Origin of the sequence: Paenibacillus sedimenti (genome assembly GCF_014534655.1) — a bacterium.
GTDB classification, from domain to species: domain Bacteria; phylum Bacillota; class Bacilli; order Paenibacillales; family NBRC-103111; genus Paenibacillus_E; species Paenibacillus_E sedimenti.
This window is the reverse complement of record NZ_JACVVD010000002.1, coordinates 122,794-144,145: the sequence shown is the minus strand read 5'-3', so window position 1 is coordinate 144,145 and position 21,352 is coordinate 122,794. Positions and strand designations below refer to the sequence as shown.

13 protein-coding genes and 1 other annotated feature are annotated in these 21,352 nt (G+C 50.5%); of the genes, 1 reads left to right on the top strand and 12 read right to left on the bottom strand.

The annotated features are described in order from the left end of the window. Position 1: 1 nt before the first annotated feature. Entirely contained in the window at positions 2-1,582 is a 1,581-nt protein-coding gene (locus ICC18_RS05295; protein WP_188173344.1) for a glycoside hydrolase family 28 protein, read from the bottom strand. Between the two features lie 162 nt (positions 1,583-1,744). Between ICC18_RS05295 and ICC18_RS05290 the strand changes: the two genes are divergently transcribed. Then, a complete protein-coding gene (locus ICC18_RS05290) occupies positions 1,745-2,227 on the top strand; it encodes a hypothetical protein (protein ID WP_188173343.1) in 483 nt (160 codons plus the stop codon). Between the two features lie 306 nt (positions 2,228-2,533). On the opposite strand, the gene ileS is transcribed toward ICC18_RS05290, so the two are convergent. The 11 genes from ileS to ICC18_RS05235 form a co-directional block, all read right to left on the bottom strand. Further along, positions 2,534-5,614 carry an isoleucine--tRNA ligase gene (ileS, locus tag ICC18_RS05285; RefSeq protein WP_188173342.1) on the bottom strand — a complete coding sequence of 1,027 codons (3,081 nt, stop codon included), beginning with the start codon at positions 5,612-5,614 and terminating at the stop codon, positions 2,534-2,536. 50 nt (positions 5,615-5,664) lie between these two features. Next, positions 5,665-5,920: a binding site (T-box leader), on the bottom strand. Between the two features lie 46 nt (positions 5,921-5,966). Beyond that, a complete protein-coding gene (locus ICC18_RS05280; RefSeq protein ID WP_188173341.1) occupies positions 5,967-7,232 on the bottom strand; it encodes a phytoene desaturase family protein in 1,266 nt (421 codons plus the stop codon). Between the two features lie 149 nt (positions 7,233-7,381). Beyond that, positions 7,382-8,272, bottom strand: a complete 891-nt coding sequence (locus ICC18_RS05275) for a hypothetical protein (protein ID WP_188173340.1) — start codon at positions 8,270-8,272, stop codon at positions 7,382-7,384. A 226-nt stretch (positions 8,273-8,498) separates the two neighbouring features. Beyond that, entirely contained in the window at positions 8,499-8,993 is a 495-nt protein-coding gene (locus tag ICC18_RS05270) for a quercetin 2,3-dioxygenase (RefSeq protein WP_188173339.1), read from the bottom strand. 24 nt (positions 8,994-9,017) lie between these two features. Then, a complete protein-coding gene (locus ICC18_RS33575) occupies positions 9,018-9,719 on the bottom strand; it encodes a hypothetical protein (RefSeq protein WP_223192350.1) in 702 nt (233 codons plus the stop codon). A 148-nt stretch (positions 9,720-9,867) separates the two neighbouring features. After that, entirely contained in the window at positions 9,868-13,161 is a 3,294-nt protein-coding gene (locus tag ICC18_RS05260; RefSeq protein ID WP_188173338.1) for an ATP-binding protein, read from the bottom strand. 363 nt (positions 13,162-13,524) lie between these two features. Beyond that, a complete protein-coding gene (locus ICC18_RS05255) occupies positions 13,525-15,051 on the bottom strand; it encodes an extracellular solute-binding protein (RefSeq protein WP_188173337.1) in 1,527 nt (508 codons plus the stop codon). A gap of 77 nt (positions 15,052-15,128) precedes the next feature. Then, the gene (locus tag ICC18_RS05250; protein WP_188173336.1) at positions 15,129-16,700 is read right to left on the bottom strand and encodes a glycoside hydrolase family 43 protein; all 1,572 of its coding nucleotides are present in this window, start codon (positions 16,698-16,700) and stop codon (positions 15,129-15,131) included. A 10-nt stretch (positions 16,701-16,710) separates the two neighbouring features. Continuing rightward, positions 16,711-17,583, bottom strand: a complete 873-nt coding sequence (locus tag ICC18_RS05245) for a carbohydrate ABC transporter permease (RefSeq protein WP_188173335.1) — start codon at positions 17,581-17,583, stop codon at positions 16,711-16,713. A gap of 29 nt (positions 17,584-17,612) precedes the next feature. Next, entirely contained in the window at positions 17,613-18,545 is a 933-nt protein-coding gene (locus tag ICC18_RS05240) for an ABC transporter permease (RefSeq protein ID WP_223192402.1), read from the bottom strand. Positions 18,546-19,030: 485 nt separating this feature from the next. Then, positions 19,031-21,319, bottom strand: a complete 2,289-nt coding sequence (locus tag ICC18_RS05235) for an AraC family transcriptional regulator (RefSeq protein WP_188173333.1) — start codon at positions 21,317-21,319, stop codon at positions 19,031-19,033. Between the last annotated feature and the right edge of the window lie 33 nt (positions 21,320-21,352).

The following is a 21,352-nucleotide window of genomic DNA, read 5'->3' as shown; positions in this document are numbered from 1 at the left end:
TCTACCAGTGAATGGTATCTTGATGCACAACCTCGGGAGCTATCGTTACCTTGCGGCGATTCTCCGATGCATCCGTGTTGTTCCACTCGATGTTTTTGGTCTTCTTGCCGGATACGACAAGCTCATCCTCCGCGCCCTCATCTGAAACCTGATCCAATATCACATCCTGACATTGGTGAACTTGCAGCAAAGGACCTTGAACCTTACGAAGTTTCAAATTCCGCAGCGACAGATTAGTCACGTTATTGCAAACAATTCCGCGTTCAGACGAAACGATCATATTGTTTACTGAAAGCCCCTCAAGCGGCATCTCGGGAAGCCCGTTTACGAGTAAAGCTGTCTGTGCGCCGGCGCATGTAATATTCCGTATGTCGATATGACGGAACACGGGCGTTTCCACCGAAACAGGCATGCTCTCCTCTTCGGCAGCTCCGGAACCTTCTTTCCCTGCATAAAACATATGGAAGGAAATCGCCTCCCCCTGGATATCCCGCATATAAATTCGCTCGATCGCAATATGCTCGACGGTTCCTCCCCGGCCGCGTGCGCTTTTGAACCGGAGACCGATATCGGTGCCGATAAAAGTGCAATCGGAGACATGAACGTGGCGTACGCCCCCGGACATCTCGCTTCCAATGACGAACCCTCCATGTCCGTGATAAACCCTGCATCCCCGAATCGTGATGTACTCGCACGGAATACCTAACTCCCGTCCGGCTTCATCCTTGCCTGATTTCATGCAGATCGCGTCGTCGCCGACGTCAAACGAACAATTCTCCACGATCCCATAGCGGCAGGAATCCAGATCGAGGCCGTCTCCGTTTTGGGCAAACCAGGGATTCCGGACCATGACGTTACGGATCACAACATGCTCGGACGCCCAAGGGTGAAGACACCAGGCAGCCGAATTTTGAAAGGTGGGGCCATCGAGCAGAATGCGCTTACAATTGCGCAAACTCAGCAGATTCGGCCTTAAGTAGTCTCTGATTACTTGATATGCTGCAGCATCTACAATGCCTTCCTGTTGCAGACGCTCTGCCACAGCCCTGCCTCGCATGGCAGCAGCCGTAGGCCACCATTGTCCGGTATCATCCAGAATGCCGCCTGATTCGATGAGCTGTTTCCACTGGGGTTCGGACATTTTCCACTTCTTGACCGGACGCCATGCTTCACCGCCCCCGTCGAACACGCCCTCTCCGGTAATCGCCACATCCGTAAGGCCTTCTCCATCGAGCGGGGACTGACAGCGGATGCCGGGTCTGCCTTCGTAGCTGGACATGATCAGCGGATAATCATCGAACCGCTTGCTGAACAACACTAGCGCACCGGCTTCCGCATGGATTTCCAGCTTGCTTCTAAGCGCCAGCGGTCCTATCAGCCATATGCCGGCCGGAATCACAACCTTCCCCCCACCCGCTGCTGCACAAGCTTCAATCGCCTGACGAAACGCCTCTGAATTATCGGTCATCCCGTCTCCGACTGCACCAAAGTCAACGACGTAAAACTCACGCTCCGGAATGTCCGGAAGCAGCACCTCCGGCATGGCTAATCTTGCTTGTACCCCTGCATACGCATTCTGCATGATGAACCCCTCTCTGATTCTCTTATGAATGCCTTTATTATAAATCATAGGCTCGCTCGTTTTCTTGCTTTTTTGTTGTCGAAATTGCTGAAAATTGAACATTTTTGCGCTTCTAAGACAAATCGTCCTCTCCATATACTTGCTAAAAGGAGGAGAATGCATATGCGATTCTCGGTTCAATACGTGCCTCTGGACAAGATCAAACCCGATGTTCCAGCTAAAATGACTTCGCATCTCCGTAAACTTCGCTGCTTAATGTGGGACTGCATGCATCTATTAGTGGTTAGAAAAAATCGCAAAGACGGAAGCTACAGCATCCTATTAGGAAATGACCGATACGAGTATCTTCGTTCGCATACTAAAAAATGGGCAGCACCTTGCTTGGTAGATGAAAGCAAACCTCGTTCGCAAGTAAAATCGTGGTTAACCAGGCTTCGCAGTGACACGCTATTAAACAATTTCCCGCATATCAACCGAGAGCGGACGACTCCAGCCACATGGTCGATCGTTCGCCGCTTCCTGAACGAGGAAACTCGCATGAAGCAGTTGACACGAAGACAACAAATTCGTGTGCTGGCCCTCGCGTTCCGGTATAAAAAGACGGTTGTCGCCTCGATGAAGGCGAAAGTGGATCAATATATGTAAAAAAGCGCATCCCGGTAGATGCGCTTTCCTTGGGTGTAAGTGCCTTGTTTCAACCACCGTTGCCACAACTAACTGCAAAAAGTGCCGTCATTTTGCGAATTCTCGTCAAACAGGGCCACTTACATGCATTTAGTGCATGTAAATTCATCACAATTGGCCGTGCACAGGCGTTTGGGCTATTTTAACGGCACTTTTAGCAAGTTTATCACCAGCCGGACGCTTACAGCTAGACAAACAGGCACTTTATGCATGATTATGGGCGATTTACCCGCCATCATTCCAGCCACATAAGTTGGGTTTCCAAACTCACTCGATCCACATAGATATCGCTGAATCTCCAATCGGAACTAACTCCATATCCGGTTCTTTGGCGTATCTGACGCCGGAAAGCAGCACGTTGTCCTGCAGAACATGATGAAATCGTTCCAATGCCGCTTTCATCGGTAAATCCACATCAAGAACAAGATTGATTCGTTTATCTATCGGCAGTTCGAGTCTTTTACGGTAATCCTGGATTGCACGTATGATTTCCCGTACAAGACCTTCCTGTTCCAGCTCTTCCGTTATAACGGTATTAATGGCAACTGTAATCTGGTTGTTCGAGGCTGAAGCAAACCCTGTTTTGGCTTGTTTTTCCACGAGCAGCTCATCCAGTGTGATACGGAGCTCCTCTTCGTCGACCGTTATCTCCAAGAAGCCGTCATCGACTGCTTGTTTGGATTCTGAAGTCGACAATTGCATCAGGCGGCTTTGCACGGGTCCGACGAATTTGCCGTATTTTTTGCCGGCTGCCTTGAGATTCAGCTTCAGTTTGAAGTCAACAAAGCTGCCGTCGCTATGCACTACGCGAATATCTTTGATATTGATTTCATCCTTGATGATGTCCTCGAATCGGCGCAGGTCGATAGGGCTCTGTAGAGAAACAATCAATTCCGAGAGCGGCTGACGTGTCTTGATTCCCGTCTCGTTGCGAATATTTCTCGCCAATTCAACGATTTGCCGGACGGTTTCCATATCATTCTCCAGCATAGAATCGATCGCAGAGACTACGACCGCGGGATAATCCGTCAGATGTACGCTTCCTTCGCCGCCGAGATTTCCGAATAGATCTTCAGCAATAAGCGGCGTGTACGGCGCAATCATCCGCGAGAGCGTTAGAAGCACCTCACGCAGGGTTTGGTACGCTGATATTTTATCCTCTGTCATTCCACTTGCCCAAAAGCGGTCGCGGGAGCGGCGGATATACCAGTTGCTCAGCTCACCTACAAACTGTTCGATTTGCTTCGCCGGGTTCAGGAAATCGTTCGTTTCCAACCCCTTCCTTACGAGCTGCAAAGTACTGTTCAATCTCGATATGATCCAGCGATCCAATTCGTTCACGTACTTTGACGGCGGATAATCCTCCGGATTGAATCGGTCGATCGTCGCGTATAACACATAGAAGGCATGGGTGTTATGGATCGTATCGATCACTTTGGATTTCGCTTCGGCTACGATTCCCCAGGAGAAACGTTTACTGTTCCACGGTGCGCTGTCCGACAGCAGTGCCCATCGAAACGCATCCGCCCCGAACTCCTCGATAATTTCCCAAGGATCGATGCCGTTGCCTTTGCTTTTGGACATTTTCTGCCCGTATTCGTCCAATACATGTCCGGTAGAAAGCACGGCTTTGTAAGGCAATTTGCCGTTATACAGCGTGGAGACCGCCAAAAGACTGAAGAACCAGCCTCTGGTTTGATCGATCCCTTCGCAGATCATGTCTGCGGGGTATTGCTCTTGGAATGTTGTCTCGTCTCCGAAAGGATGGTGATACTGCGCAAACGGCATAGACCCGCTGTCGAACCATACGTCAATCACTTCAGGCGTTCTTTGCATGATGCCTCCGCAAGAGCAGCGAAGCTTTACATCATCAACGTAGGGCTTATGCAGCTCCAGGCTTTCGTCAACCGGGTGTACCGATTTTCCCCTCATATCCTTGTGGCTACCCGGCGCATACTCCGCTCCGCAACCGTCGCACAACCAAACGTTAAGCGGGGTCCCCCAGTAACGATTGCGGCTGATATTCCAGTCGACGAGATCTTCGAGGAACTTGCCGAAGCGTCCTTCGCGGAGATGAGTCGGGTACCAGGCAATCTGACTGTTGTTCTCGATCAATTGGTCTTTAATCGCGGTTGTTCGGATAAACCAGCTCTCCATCGCGTAATAGAGCAGCGGAGATTTGCAGCGCCAACAGAACGGGTAACTGTGCTCATAGCGTTCTTTAGCAAACAGCAGATTGCGTTCCGCCAAATTTTTCACGATATCCACATCACAGTCTTTGACAAAGCGTCCCGCATAATCCGTGATCTCATCCGTATATCGACCGGACAAGTTCACTATGTTTACAAAATCCAGCTCGTGCCGGCGGGCTGTTCGATAGTCGTCTTCTCCGTGAGCCGGGGCAATATGAACGATTCCGGTACCGCTCGCATCGGTGACATAGTCGGCTGCTACGACGATATGTCCTCTGCTCGGGGTCAAATAGTTGAAAGGAGGTTTGTATGAAACTCCGACGAACTCCGCTCCTTTGTGCACAGACAAGATTTCGTAATCTTGCTTGAAAACTTTTTCCACAAGATTGTCGGCAATGACGAATACTTCGCCTTTATGCAGCACTTTGGCATAGTCGATGTCCGGATTCACCGCCAACGCTATGTTTGCAGGCAGTGTCCACGGGGTCGTCGTCCAGGCGAGAAAGCTTTCAGTTCCGCTTGTGCTCAAGAATTTCACGGTGGCGCTTAAATCTTTAACATCTTCATAGCCCTGCGCGACTTCGTGGGAACTGAGCGTCGTCTGGCAGTCCGGACAATACGGGCTGACGCGATGGCCTTTGTACAGCAGCCCTTTGCTATGGATTTCGGCCAATATATGCCATACGCTCTCGATATAATCGTTATCGAGCGTAACGTAGGGATGGTCCATATCCGTCCAGTACGCGATGGCTTCCGTCAGTTCACGCCACTGTTTTTCATATTCAAATACGCTGCTTTTGCATTTCTCGACGAATGCGGCTACGCCGTAATGTTCAATCTCCTGCTTGCCGGAGATGCCCAGCTGCTTCTGAACGCCGAGTTCGACAGGCAGCCCGTGCGTATCCCAACCCGCTTTGCGGACAACATGATGGCCGGTCATTGTTTTATAACGGCAGATGAAGTCTTTCACGACGCGGCCAAGCGCATGGCCGATATGGGGCGTCCCGTTGGCCGTTGGCGGGCCTTCGTAAAAGACGAAGCTCGGCCCGCCTTTTCGGTTTCCAATAGACTGGCGAAATGTATCGTTTCGTCTCCACTGCTCAAGAACGCGCAGTTCGCGGGTTCTCGCTTTCTCTTTCACATCCACTTTTCTCATGCGATTTATCCTTTCTGCGTATCAAATTGAAAACAAAAAAATCCCGTCCCATAAGGGACGAGATTCATCTCGCGATACCACCCTAGTTCAGTAACGACATCAACAAATGTCGATTACAGCTCCTCATTCTACGTACTATCATACGCGTCCCTTGTAACGGCGGGATCCCGGGGCAGCTTACTGAATTGCTTCAGCCTTCCTTCTCGGAGAGGATTTTCGGCTAAGTCTTGAATGTTGGCTTTCAGCGCTAGGCCAACTCTCTGGGAAACAAGGGATTAGCGTACTCGTTCTCGTCAATGAATTTAGTAAGAACATTCAGTTAATACATTATTATGCCAATTTCAAATAAATGTCAACCCTGCGCTACTACTTCCTGTGCGGCAAGCTTCGCACTGGCCATCGCCGCATCGGCAAGCCGCCCTTCATTACCGACCCAGTCGCCGGCGACGAACAAACCGCGAACTTCCGGAACGACTGGACTTGGAGCCGGTCCAGCTCCATTGTGGCGAATCGTTCTCGAATCATGAGCTACGAGCATTTTGGGCAAATATCTTTTCGCGACAACTTCCTGCTCCCAGCCGGGCTGCAGAAGATCAAGCAGCTGGATCAGCTGCTTCTCGTCGGCCTTTGAATCATTATCGCTATTGTTGTCGTTATACTTCATAACATGAAGCACATGTGTGCCGTTGTCACTTAGTTTCACACTCGCCGATTGATTGGAATAGTAGAATGGTTCATCCAGCCCGAGGGCAAAAGCGCGCTCCGGATTTGGCAAACGTTGCAGCGCCACATCCAAGCATGCGGCATATAGAGGGCGGCATTCCGCCTGCCATTTGCCGAGTGACATTTGCTGCGCCCCCGGGATAAGCCTGCAGACGGTATCCGGTCCCGCTGCAGCGATAACGGCAGACACTTCGATTGATGTTCCGTCAGCCAGCAATACGGCCCGAACGCTTCCTTCGCTAAGAAGGATTTGCTGCGTTTTACAGCCGGTTACGATTGTCACTCCAGCTTTGACCGCCTGATCATGCAGGCTGTCCACAACGGTCTGCCAGCCTCCCTCGATGTACTTGACCCCTTGTGCCGCAAGCTGCCCTTGCCTGATGACAAAGCCGCTGCTTAGCACGCTCGGATTGTCGCAAAACGACCACTGTCTGCACATCGCGTAAAAAAAGAGACGAACCCTTTCGTGATGAATATTGGTTTCCGCCCATTCTTTAAGGCTGATCGCGCCAAGCGGTACCGTGTCGATTTGTCCCAAACCGCCCATGAGCCCGCCCCACTCCGCCGTCTCATCCGGGGACAAGTCAGTCGGATTGAGTATCATCCTACCCTGCATAATACCGATGATGCCCCCCTTGGCAGCGTACCCTCCCTTAGGTAGGCAGCCGAGCTCATACAGAATGCGAAGCGCCGCTCCTCCCTCATACATGGCATGGGGACCGAGGTTGAATAGCGCACCGTTTTTATTGGTCGTTTGAGCGAGACCTCCCGGCTTCCCTGCTTTTTCAAGGACAATGACAGACTTACCGGCTCTTGCCAAATAAACGGCTGCCGTCAGTCCAGCCAAGCCTCCTCCGATGACTGCGGCATCGTACACGTTCTGTTCCAACCTCATTTATATCGCCCTCCTACTATATCATCGACTATGCATTTAAATGTGACTATTTAGTAACATTTTAATAATACGTTACCGATTGGTAACGTGTCAAGATAAAAATAAGACTATGGCGATAATAATACGCACATAGCCTTTTTTCATCATGCTTAAGCTCGATAACTTTTATTGATGGCGGCCGTTTGACGCAATAGAAGTACTACCGGCGCTATCGAAATCAAGAAACTACAAATGGCGAGAAGAGGAAGCACAGACCATTCCATGATGGAGTTGCCGAGAATCGTCTGCCAGCCGATCGCTGCTAATCCGAGTAAATAAGCGCAGCCCGTTATATGGATCCATCTGCTGCGAACCGAGGTGGTTAGCGATGAGCGCTCCGTCAACCATGCAACAAACGGCAATGCTTGAAGGGCGTGAAAACCAAGGCCATGCAGCCAAATGATATTTCCATGCAAGCCGACGATTCGGCCCTGATTGACGGATATCCAGATTCCGGCCGCAAACGAGAACATGACGGCGATCATCGCATAACGGATACCGAGCACGAGCCCCGGACGGAGCCTGTAAGCTTTTTTCCGGAAATATTGAACCGCCAGGAACAGATAGAAAAGCACCAACAGCAGCGCTACAAAGGCAAAGATGAAACCAACCCCTTCATCGAAGGCCGTGCCGTCCTTCACGAATCTAGGATTGACGCCGCGAAGATTTTGCACCGTTTCCGCAAAGTAAGAATAAAGCGCAAGCACGATGTAAGACCAACGAAAGATAGCTCTGCTTTTCATTCCCAATCCAGATAACGGACTGATCGCTGCCGTCGACAGTATAAATATGCCGAGTGCGGCATTAAAGGAGATTGCTTTTGAGACATCGCCATTCGGAGATACCTCAGCCCCATTCAACATGACCCATACCGCGCAAATTCCAGCCAGCAGAAAACCGAGCAATCCGGTAATCACCAGCCATTTCTCGCCCTCAAAAAACTTCACTTCCGGTTTCGTTCCCCCAATTGCTTGATTTCTCAACTCCGAACACCCTTCCATAAATGATTTATTACCCTCACTTTACAGGAAGAATATGTTACGCGATAACAGGCGCGGGAATGAAAACCGGTTAGACTCAAGAATGGTTTCATACTCGACTAAAGTCTTAATAGACTCCTCTCCCGGGGCTTAAAAAACAAGCCTCCAAGTCCACTTTATGGTGGTTTTGGAGGCGGCTTCGGGGAAAACGCGGGGAGTACAGCGGGGAATGTTACGATGCAAAGTATTATTCCGTAATAAACAAATGCAGCGGCCCCAAAATTTCGACTTCAAATCGTTTCGCCGTTTCCACGAGCTTTGGAATATCGGGTTTGGTTGGCGGCGGGAGTTCCAGACGCTGTGCCGGCTCGCTAAGCTCGGCAAAGAATTGGTCAAAACCGGACGGATTCACCATGACTAATAGACGGGCAGGCTTATCGCCAACGATACGGAACCCGTGAGGAATATTTTTGGGCAGGAATGCAAAGGAACCCGCCTTCGCGCGATATAAGCGGCCGTCGAGAACAAACTCCGCTTCGCCTTCTATCAGATAAAACGTCTCATCTTCTTTGCGATGAATATGATAAGGGGTTTCATAGCCCGGTGCCATGACATCCTCCACCAAACTGAATTGCCCGCCGGTATGCTCCGCGTTCACTTTCAGGGTAGACAGATTGCCTAAATACCACATATGCCGTCCTTCCTCGCGGGAGAGGATTTGCGGTTTAACTGCTGTATTCATGGTTCATTCCTCCATATATTAGAATTATTTGATTAACTGCTGCTCTTCGTCGGAAATAAAGTAGTAGTGCAGGTCAAAGTGCGGAATTTCAAAACCCGGATGGCCTTTCGGCATAAAGCCGATGTCCGATTGGACGATTGGCGGAGAAGGCAACCCCTTCATGCCCTGCAGATTTTCAAATGATTTGCCGTCCTGGAAGTCTTGCTGTGAAATCATGTATTCAATAAATACAAGCTTGTCGTTATAGACCCCGTAAATCGGTCCCGAAGGCAGATCTGTTGGATTAGCCCAATGCTCGCCCATTGCAGGGATGACCACAGGCTCGAGCTGAACGGTTCCTTTGGGCAATGCGAGTACGTAAACCTCGTGCTTCTCTGCATCCCATGTGACCTTCGTCGCTTCAACTGCATCCGCCAAATCGCGAACCCATGCGTAAGCTTCCCCATTCACCGTTACCAGTTGCGTCAGGGTGCGTCCCCGCAGCGCCGCCGTTTTTCTCTGTAGATCCACTTGTACGTCCTCACCGAACAAACCGGCGAACGCCTGAACGGAAACGTAGGTTTTTTCTTCTGCGATTCCACTTTTTATTGCCGGCAATCCGACGCCGTTCACGGCTGCGGATACATGAGGTGACGTCCCCCCGCTCCCATGCCCCGGATGTCCCATCGCTGTAGTCGGTACTGCTGCCGCCATGAGCAGGCTCACGGCCATTATCCATTTCTTCATTCTGTTCCTCCTAAACATTCCTTTTATTTGTTTTGTGATCACAAGAGAAGCATACCGCAGCCGGCGTTTCAAAATCGTTTCCGAATCCGGAAGCCAGCGTTTCTGAACAAAAAAAATACACCTTGCAAGAAGGTGTATGATACAAAAACTAGCCAATATTTCTAACCGCTTCGGCTATATCTTCAAACCGGATATGGCTCGCCAGCGCTTCACGGGGTATTGATGGAGCACTTCTTAAGGGTCCAGTAAGTTCAACGGAGAGAACTTGCTCCCACTTCTTGTAAAACGGTACAGTGGCTTTCTGATATAAGTCCTCCAGCATAGCGGATGCTTGAACGCGGCTCTCTTCGGATCTGCACAGCTCCCACGATGCCAGATGGATCATGAACTGCTCCCTGGTTCCCGAAATCCGGTCCAGATGCATCTGCAAACGCTCTGTCACTTCCGCCCGGGAAACCTCACCAATCCCAGCCCCAATCCGCAGTACCAGAGTTTCCAACATGCCACATAACCTAAAACGTCTTTGCTGCTCGGCAAGAGGCATTGCTTGCCGCACGTAATTTTGCGCTTTGTCCCACCTGGCGCGTTTTACCGAATATAGCCCCATAAAGTATAAGGTATCGCAGTGAATATAAGGGATTCCCAGCGAACCGGCCAAGCGTTCCGATTGCTCAAGGGCCAGCCATGCGGCTTGATCCTCCCCTTGTTCATCCCAGGTATGCCCAAGCAGGCTGAGGACCAGGGCTATGACTCGGACATCGCCAATCTGAAGCGCTTCCTGCAAACAATAAAGAAGACATATCCGTGCTTCCTCATAGTAACCGCTTCTCAAGTATACTTTCCCCATCAGCCCTATGGAATTCGCCACTCCCATCCGGTCGCCGAGCGACCTGCTGATGCTCAGTTTCTCTCCTACGGCATGAAACGCCCAATCCATTTGCTCCAATTCTAGATTTGTCAGCGTCATCCCACCGAAGGCTTGGCCCAAGGAATGCCTGTCGCCTTTGCCGTTCGCAATCCGGATTTGCTTCTTGTAGCAATTCGCCGCTTCCGCATACTGCTCTTGTTCCCAATAGACATTGCCGAGTATCCCTGTAAATTTGCCGTCTTCTTCTCCCTCCGGGCTAAGGTCCATGCGTTTTCTCAAGTAGATTTCGGCTTCTCCATACTTGCCCATATACTGATATACGATCCCCAAGTAACCGTAAACCTCAGCCAGCCCTTCGCGATGCTCCAGCATATCGAACAATTGGGAAGCCTGCTGCAATTCCTGCAAAGACTCCGCATACCTTCCGAGCAGACGCAAGCAATTGCCCAAAGCCGCTTGATGAAGAGCTTTTTGCTCTAAAGGCACATCGAGCTCACACGACTGAAGCCAGGTTCTATAGGTTTTCTCGGCGCCGGCCCAGTTCCCGGATATGCGGTACGCCTCCGCCAGCCAGGACAGCAACTCCAGTTTCTTCTTCTGATCTGCCGTCGGCAGCAACTTCAAACTATAGCGGATCGTCATCTCGTGGGCGAACACTTGCCTTGCTTCTAAAGCGGCTTTCTCGTAATAAACAGCCGCTTCCGCCGGACACGCGGCACTCTCATAATGAAAAGCGATTTCCGCATTCGAAAATAGCCGCATGTTGCCGCTGTTTTCCATAGCTTTTGCCACCAGTCCGTGCAGCAGCTGCTTTTTGGACTCGCTCATGCGGATTCGGGCCGCTTCTCTCATACGTTCATGGTAAAAGTCCAACCCGCCGTCTTCGGTACGCTTCATGATTCGTAGCTGTTGCAGAAGCTCCACTTGCGAAAGCGCCTTCTCGCCCTGATCGGCAAGTTCCAATATGAATGGAAGGGATATAGGCTTTCCTATTACCGTCATAATGCCGATGACTTTTTGGCAGAGGGAAGGCAGATCCGCCAGCCTTTGGACCATCATGGTCAAGATGCTTGAGCCATATCCGTCCTGCATGGCCTCATTGCCTCTGCGGACGATTTCGTGGATAAATAAAGGATTGCCCCCGCTTACTTCATGGATTTGTTTCACAGGAAACGAATGATTGCCCTCTGCCGCAAACGAGAGAATCAATTGCCCGGTTTCAGCTTCCGTTAACGGAGCCATGGCAATGTGCAGGGATTGGCGCCGAGTCCGCAAAGATTGGAGGAATTCCGTGAAATAGACATCCCCTGTGCCCGCTTCCGTTCGAATCGTACACACTACAAGCAAAGGATGAGGATGGTCCGTGCGCAAAAAGTACTCGATCATCTGCAGCGTTTCTTTATCCGACCACTGAAGATCATCAAGAATCAGGATCGTTGGCTGATCTTGATACAGAGCTTGCTGATTGGCATGATACCAGCTCCGCAGCTGCCAGGCTTCATGCAAAGGTCCCGGGCTTGGAAGCTCAGGGTAACGATCCTTAATCTCGGGGAGCATCCTGGATAGTTCAATCAGCACGGATGAGTCCAGATGATCGAAGGTGACCTTCTGCAGCCATGTCGTGACCGGTTCGTAGGCGGACGATCCGCCGGATGCAAAACAACGCGACGTAAGAACGCGGATGCCCTGGCTTTGCGCCCAAAAAGCAAACTCTTCCGTCAAACGGGTTTTCCCTATGCCGGCTTCTCCTTCCAGTTCGACAAGCAGCGAATGCTCTTGAACAGCCTTACCCCATGCATGAAGAAGCTGTTCCCACTCCAGCCTGCGCCCGATGAGAGGTGGCTTGGGGTTATTGTAAACGGGCTGCTGCCGAGCCGTATTTGCTGCATCCAACAGCCTCCGGATGATTCTCTTCGTCTCTTCGGACGGGGATACGCCGAGTTCAGCTTCGAACAAAGCTGCCATATCTTCAGCACGCTTTTGCGATGCCGCCAAATCTCCGCTTAATGCAGATAGGCGGATCAGCTTCAAATGGGCGGCCTCCGAGAACCGGTCCAGCTGCACCAATCTTGTCGCGTACGTAATGGCCGCATCGAATTCTCTTCTTTGCTCAAACAATCCTATCATTCGGTCCAATAGAGATGCATAGTGTCCGGCGAGCGATTCGCGCCGATTTACAACCCATTCGTCATACACGCCCGGCAGCAGCTCGCCTTGGTACAAAGCTATCGCTTTAGCTAACTCCGCAATCGGCGCGCTGTCTGCTTGCTGTTTTTCAAAGGCGATGACATCCACCGTACATAAGTCTCTTGAGTGCCACACAACTTGCCCGTCCCTAAGCTCAAGGTGAAGATCCGAAGCAGGCAAAAGCTTCTTCAAATCGTAAAGCAGCTTTCGAAGGTTGGTCATTGCCTGTGCCTCGGAGGAATCCGGCCAGAACAGGAAGGCAAGATGCTTCCTGTTTACCGGGATATCAGCGTGCAGAAGCAAGTAAGCAAATAAAAGCTGAAGCTTGCCGGTCGGCAATTTGGCTAGAGGCCGTTCTGCGTATATACAATTAAATGTCCCCAGCATGTGAATCGAATAGCCTTCCAGATACGATCACCCCGTTCCCATCATAATCCAATTGATTCCATTTTACATGAACAGGCGAACGAATGGTAAGAAATTTACAAAGGCTAACCTTCCGGTTAAACCCATATGTTTAAGCTTGTAGTGGATGTGGGATATGGAATTCCAACCTATGCCCTCCATTGCGCTTTTCCGGCACGATTAAGCGCCCGAAGTGTCGTTGTTAACGAATTAGGGGCCTTATTCCTTTTATACAAAGCCTCGTCGCTCCTTTTTGTTCCCGTCATATCGGGCAAGAGCTGGCATCTAAAAGAAAAAACCGCGCTTCTGCGCGGTTCGTCGTCCCCCTGCCGAAGCATGGGACCGTTATTTCTTCTTCGCTTTTTCGTAGGACTCTTTATATTCCTGCGCGATTTTGTCGCCGCCGGCTGCTTTCCACTTCTGGACTTCGGCCTTCCAGCCCGCCTCGTCAATTTTGCCCATGATGAACTTGGTTTCGGCATCGGTAATCATTTGATCCAGCTCCTTGCCGCGATCGGAGAACGTTGCGGAATCCAGGTTCAGAGCCGGGTTCGGAACGACATATTTCTCGTTTTCCTTGCCGATCTTCTTGTTTTTATTGAACAGGTCCGGTTGTTTCATCGGCTTAGCGACATTGTAATTCTCTCCTCGCTGCGGCAAGGTATCACGGTACGGCTTCACTTCTTTCACGTCCGCATCCCGATCGAGAGGCTCCGTAAATTCACCTTTATCCGCCCAATGTTTGCCCTCAATGCCTTTGACCAACAATGTCGCCATAGGCGGATCCATCAGTTTATCTACGAACGATAGCACTTTCTTCATCTCGGCTTCCGTTTTGACGGATGATTTCGGGATGGCCAAGAAGCCGTTGTTCCCGCTTTCGCTTGGTAATTTAATGCCGTTCGGACCTTCCAGAGGCGCAGCGTCGATCACAGCCGAAGGTACGACTTTGACCACTTTATCCTGCCAGGACTGGGCGTTGCCTCCGCTAATATTAATGCCGCCACGGCCCGATTCGTACAATTTATTGACTTCCGTTACATCGACGACGGCAAAATCCTGATTGATCAGTTTTTCCTCATAGAGCCGTTTGAACAGCTTCATCGTCTCAAAGAACGGCTCCGTCATGAACTCGGGGATAAAGTTGCCGTTATCCACCTTCCATTTGTTCGGCCCGCCTTGGGAAACGGAGAAGCGTGTCAGCATGGAGTCCGCTTCCTGATTATATTTTTTCGATAAAATGAGTCCATACGTATCTTGCTTGCCGTTCTTATCGGGATCCCCTTGTGTCATACCTTTGATAACGGCATACCAATCATCCAGCGTCTTCGGAGATTTAAGCCCCAATGCATCCATCCAGTCCTTGCGATAATGGACGACGGAACGTCCTAAATCGCGGAATAGGGGAACGCCGTAAATTTTACCGCTAACCGCAATGTTGTCATAGAACTGCTGGTTTTGCGCGGACAAATTTTTATAGTCCTTGAGATACGGTCCGATTTCCCAGAACAAATCCGACTTGACGGAGCTAATGATGCTCGGGTTGTTATAATTCAGTTTGATCAGCTTCGGCAGCTCGCTGGAAGCGATCATCACATTAACCTTCTCATCGTAGGCGGCCAGAGGAATCCATTGAATCTGAAGATCCGTTTTGGTGTAGGCTTTAATCGCTTTCTCCAGGTCATTGTCTTTAGCCGGCACTTCACCGACCTGATTCACGACCAGCGTGATCGGATAAGGGGTGTTGTCCGGTTCCTTCGTCTCCGAAGCGGCCCCCTGCCCTCCTGTATCCGTATTATTGCCGCATGCCGATAACACTGTAGTTGCCAACAAAGCAGTACCTATCAGAAGCGCAACCTGTTTTCTTTTCATTGTGTTAACCCCTCCAATTATGATTATACCCTATATGAATCTCAGCCGTTACCTGACGGCTTAAGATCAGATAGCAATCAAACTAATTCCGTATACTCAAAAAAGTCAAAATCCGCATGATTCGCGCTCGATACTCCGCCGCTTTCCGCAAACAATCCGATGTAAGCGCCCACAAATCCGCCCGCTTTATCGCTGCTGAGTAGGGTTGCGTCAACGTTATCGATGAGCAGCTCCCACCTTTCCGCAACCTTCGCGTAGTCAAAACGCAGACATTGGCCGATGGCTTCGACTTTCAGATATCGTTTGCCGGCGCCAATCACACGGGAAGCAAGATCGGTCTCGATGCCGGACTCCCTTCTTACGAGTCGAAGGATCGTCTCTGCTCTGTCATTCATGCCGATCTCCAGCCTGAACTGGTAGTCGCTATTCTGCAGCAGCGCCATGCCTGCTGTTTCATTCGGACTCTCCGGCGTGAACTCCACCGCCAATCTTACCGCAAAAGACGGATGCTGCTGGCGCCTGCCGATGAAGCTCGGATTCTCCGGCTTCGTGATCGAATCCGGCTTCAACCGCAGCCTCAGATGGCCGGGCCGCTCCGCCAGGCTCCAGAAATCCCCTCGCGGCGTGCGGATGAAGTTCCACCGGTCATCCAGCACAGGCGCGTCGAAATGATCGCAGGCCGGTTTGGAAGGCCAGCGGTGCTGCGGCAAATCCGGACAGCGCGTCTCCCATTCAATGATGCCTTTGCCGGGATTGACGACCGGCCAGCCATCCTCCCAGACGAGCGGAACCAGGAACGTTTCCCGCCCCATGTTACGGTAGTAGCCTCCATACGGTCTGGAGGCCAAACAAACCATCCACCACTCGCCATTTTGCGTTTCCACGATGTCGGCATGCCCAACGTTGACGATGCCATAGTCTCTGCCAAGATGACGATGCGTCAGGATCGGATTCGTTTTGCACACCTCATAGGATCCCGTCAGTGTCTCGCTTCGAGCTATCGTCACGGAATGCGTGTGGCCCGTTCCTCCTTCTGCGATGAGCAAGTAGTAATAGCCGTTGATTTTGTACAGGTGCGGGCCTTCTTGAGCATGAATCTGCTTCAGCGCCCCATCCCATAGGCTGAAGGTTGGACCGACAAGCTGCTTGCTCCCCAGATCGAGCTCCTGCAGCCAGATTTCCATATGCTTCGGATACTGCTGTCCGGCCGGCGGCACCCTGTTCCCCGCGTAATACGCCTTCCCGTCGTCATCAAAGAACAAGGAAGGATCAATACCGGGAGCGCCCTTCAGCCAGTACGGATCCGACCACGAACCGGCTGGATCGTTCGCCGTAACAAAAAAATTGCGGCGCTCACCCGTCGCGCTCTCCACGAACGTTGTGATCATGTAAAACGTACCGTTCGAATAACGGATCGTCGGCGCGTAAATGCCACGGGAACATGGCGTTCCGTCCAAATTCAATTGTGACGGCCGGTCCAGCACATGGCCAAGCTGCCGCCAATGAACCAAATCCTTGCTGTGAAACAACGGGACGCCCGGATAATACTCGAACGTGGACGTCACCATGTAATAGTCTTCCCCCACCCTGCAGATCGAGGGATCGGGATAAAATCCGGGTAAAATGGGATTGCGAAACGTCGTTTTCATGCGTTTTCTCCTAACCCTTAACGGAGCCCAGCAGAACTCCTTTGGTAAAATGCTTTTGCAGGAACGGATACACGATCAAGATCGGCAAAGTCGCAAATACAATGACAGCCATGCGGATCGTCAGCGGTTGAATCTCCGCTTCATCAAAACCGGTATCGCCGATCCGGCTCTGCGCCAGCATAATGATTTCCCGCAGCAGCACCTGAATGGGCCATTTGGCATTATCGTTAATATAAATAATGGCGTTAAAGAATTGATTCCAATGCGCTACGGCATAGAAGAGGCCGAAGGTCGCCATCGCCGGCAGCGAAAGCGGCAGCACGATACGGAACAGCACGCCGAGGTCCGTGCAACCGTCGATTTTGGCCGAGTCTTCCAGTCCGTCAGGGATTTCCTGAAAAAAGTTTTTTAGCACGATCAGATTGAATGCGCTGATTGCGCTTGGAATCATTAGCGACCATAACGTATTCGTCAGATGCAAGCCTTTGACGACAAAATAGGTCGGAATCATGCCCCCGCTGAACAGCATCGTGAACAGCACCGCGAGCAGAATCGTTTGACGCCCTCTCAGCTGCTTTTTGGCAAGCGGATAGGCCATGAGCGCCGTAAACAGCAGGTTGATGAACGTTCCGACGACGGTAATATAAATGGATACCAGCATACTTCTCATTAAGGTGTCTGTGGAAAAAATGTATTTGTAAGCGGACAGCGACCACTCTTTTGGAAATAAGATGAGGCCGCCCTTGGCCACCTCCGAAGGACTTGTAAATGAAATCGCCAGCACGTAGACAAAAGGCAGAACGCAGACGACCGCGATAATCAGCAATAGCGTATAGTTAACGGCATCAAACATGCGGTTTCCGAATGTTTTATCATAATTCATACTCTCTTTCCTCCTTTCACATCCAGGTATCAGTAAACGCCTTCTTGACCGAACCTTTTAGCTAGCCAATTGGAGCCAAGGACGAGCAGGAGACCTACCGTGGATTTAAACAGTCCGACAGCTGCGCTGTAGCTGTACTGGCCTTGCTCCAGACCTTTCATGTACACGTACGTATCGAACACTTCCCCCACCTCGCGGTTGGTTGGCGCCAGCATGAGAAAAATATGCTCGAAGCCGGCATCGAGGAAGTTGCCGAGACGAAGTATAAACAAGATGACGATTGTGCTGCTGATGGCCGGAAGCGTAATGTGCCAGAGCTGCCGCCACCTGCCGGCTCCGTCCATTCTTGCCGCCTCATACAGTTGCAAATCGACGCCGGCCAGCGCTGCAAGGAAAATGATCGTTCCCCAGCCGACTTCCTTCCAGATGGATTGGGTGACGATCATCGTCCGGAACCATTCCGGCTCCATGAGGAAGGCGATCTTTTCGCCCGTCAGCCTGAATAATAGTTCATTGAGAACACCATTCTCCGTGGTGAGTAAAATATAGAAGATCCCGACGACGACCACCCACGAGACGAAGTGCGGAATATAGACCAAGGTTTGTACGAAGCGCTTGAACTTCTCCCTGCGAACCTCGTTCATCATCAGGGCGAGTATAATGGGCATCGGGAAGAAAAAGACGATGTTATAAAGCGCCAATAGCACTGTGTTGCGGAACAACCCCCAAAATAGAGGCTCGCTAAAAAATCGTTCAAAATGCTTGAAGCCTACCCAGGGGCTTCCCGAATACCCCAAATGCGGCTTATAGTCTTGAAAGGCCATCAGAATGCCGTACATCGGAATGTATTTGAAAATTACGAAATAGGCGATTCCCGGCAGCAGCATGTAGTACAGCCATTTGTCCCGGATCAAATCTTTCAACCACGTATGCTTGCGACGCTTGGCTTCCGTTTGATTCATCGGAGCCGTTTCCAAGGCCGTGTCCAGCTTCATGTCATCCTTCCCTCCTGCTATCGTTCCGATATGACCCGATTATGCGCTCCCCCCGTATGTAAGAAAATACCTCGCATGCAACTTGTTGCTGCGTCCGCTTGTCTGGTTGCCGAGCGTTCGCAAATAATAGCTCATACATAACTTGGCATACGCCTCAGGCAACTCCGGCCAAGGCATGAACAGGCCGGTTAAATGAGAAAAACCTAGCAGAGGATCCTCTTGACCTCCGTAAAATAATCAGTCCCGTGCCATCTGCCGAGTCCACGGCTGTTTGCTTCTGATGACTTAACGAACCGAGGGGCTTGTCCCCTTATATTTCCTTATTTCAAATGAATATTTCGATATCTTCATGTTACCGCTGCATGCTGTTCCTTTTAAAACAAACAATTTCTACCTAAAAGAAGAACCCGAGGCTGCGCCTCGGGCTCTTGTATAATCCACTATTTTTGAACTTATTTGTTTTCCAAAAGCTCCCTGTAGTTGCCCGGCGTCATGCCGAACGTTTTGCGGAAAGTCCGGATAAACGCGCTGATGTTCTTATATTGCAGCTTTTCGCCGATTTCCGATATTTTGAGATTCGTCGTCTCCAGCATCTCCTTCGCCATATTCATCCGATATTCGGATAAATAGTCGCTGAACGGCACGCCCATTTCTTTCTTAAACACACGACTTAAGTAAACGGGATGAAAATTAAGCGCAGTCGCACAAGATTCCAGCGTCAAATCCTGGTCATATTGATCATGAATCATGCGCACGAGCCGATCCGCAATATTCAAGAACTGTGTGTCCGCTTTTTCCGTGAGGATACGCACAATCGGCGCGAACAGCCGGGATTGGAACCATATCGAGATTTCTTCCCGGGTCTGCAGCTTGAGGAAGCGCTCGATCGCGTTCTCGCCGTCCAACACCTTGGTCACTGAGACGCCCTGATCCTGCACGATGAGCAGAATTCGGGACATTAGCTGCATGAATAATATGTGATGCTCGTGAAGATAGCCGTCCTTATGCAGCACCGACGATAAGTATTGGTGGAAAATGTCCACAGCCTTCGTCATCTGCATGTCCTTGAGAGCTTGAATGAGTTGATCCTCGACGACTTTCAAATGGGCGTACACGGCTGTTTCCGAGTTCCCGTTTTGTTCGATGTCCTCATAATGGACGATAATGTCGGGGCCGAGGCTGATTCGGGATTTGAGCGCGGCTAAGCTTTCTCCATAAGCCGTTACCGTATATGAAAGTTTATCGAACGGCCTGCTGATGCCAATGCTCACTTGGAGCTGAAGATATTGCTCTATGCTTGATTTAATCCGTTCGGCGGTGTGGTAGAAATAAGCTTTCAGCTCTTGCGGCTGCTCGAGATCCACGGCAAGCAGCGTTACCTGTGATTCATTCAATAATATAGGGCTGAAACGGACTTGCAGAGGGAGCAGCTCTCCGACAATGTTATTGATCGCGAACAGCAGCAAATCCCGATCCTGCTCTTGATAACGGGTTTCCTGCAGGTTATCGATCTGTAGGGTCAGAACCCCTAGGCGCTTCCATTCCATCGGAAAACCGTACATTCTTGAACGATACAGAAAATCGCTTTCGGAGATTTGGCCCGTAAACAGCTTCAATATAAAAAACTCTTTCAGATGAGTCGCCTGACCTTGCATCTGCTTCTCAAGCCGGCTCCGTGAAACGAACAAGGATTGCAAGCTATCTTGGAGGTACGTCCATTCGTCGGTACCGACGCGTTCTTGAGAGGCACCCATTTTTCTTGTAAATTCGAGCAGGCTTCGGATCGGGGAATACATGCGCCGGCTTCCGTAGAAAGCAAAGATCAGCACCAAAAGCAGAATGAGCGCGCAAACTCCCGCCGTGAACAACCCGATCTTCTTGCTTCCCTTCGTAATCTCCGCAATCGAGACGACCGAGACGAAGGTCCAGCCGTTGTATCCGGATGACCGGTAAGTAACTCCCAACTTGCTATCCCCGATCTTGGCTTTAAAAAAACCCTGCTTCTGCGACGGATTGCTCACCCGCTCCATGATCATCCGGTTAATTTCACTATATGTTTCCTTATCTTGCGCAGAGGATAAAAACGCAGCACCCGTCTTATCCAGCACATAATTGTCCCCCAGCTTGTTGTTCGTTGTCAGCCCTCCCCGAATTTCGGAGGTGGATATTTGAACGACCAAAATCCCTTTGGGCGCTGTTGTTTTGGGAACGAGCGGAATTTTGTATATCAAACTGATGGTTTCCGTAGGCTCAGAAACGAGATCTATTGCCGCATCTTCGGTAGAATTCGTATTCCAAAAAATACTTTCCGGCTTCTTGGCATAGGCAAGAAACTGATCTTTAGCGTCCATACTGCCCACTTGCTTCAGCCCGGTCAGCGAAACGGCCCAATCTTTATCAAGATTGATCAGATAGGCCTGGTTCACTACTGCTTTGGACTGCAAGTTCGTTAACTCTGTCGTCAGCTCACGGACCTGAACGAAATCTTCACCGGTCAACGATTCATTCATGACCCCTTTCACGAGTGAAGAATTAACGAACTGAAGGGAAGACATTTCAAGTGATCTTAATGTCTGTTCAACTCGCATTTGCGTTTGCTGCAAAAGCTGCATGTTGCCCTCATTGACTTTTTCTTCAATGTCCTGCGTGGCAATGTAATAAGAGGCAATACCGACCAAAAAGGTTGGAAGCGCACCGAGGATCAGGGTGAAACCGAGTAATCGAAGCAAATATTTATGCATGTCACGATTCCCCTTCTGCTAGTTAATGAAGAC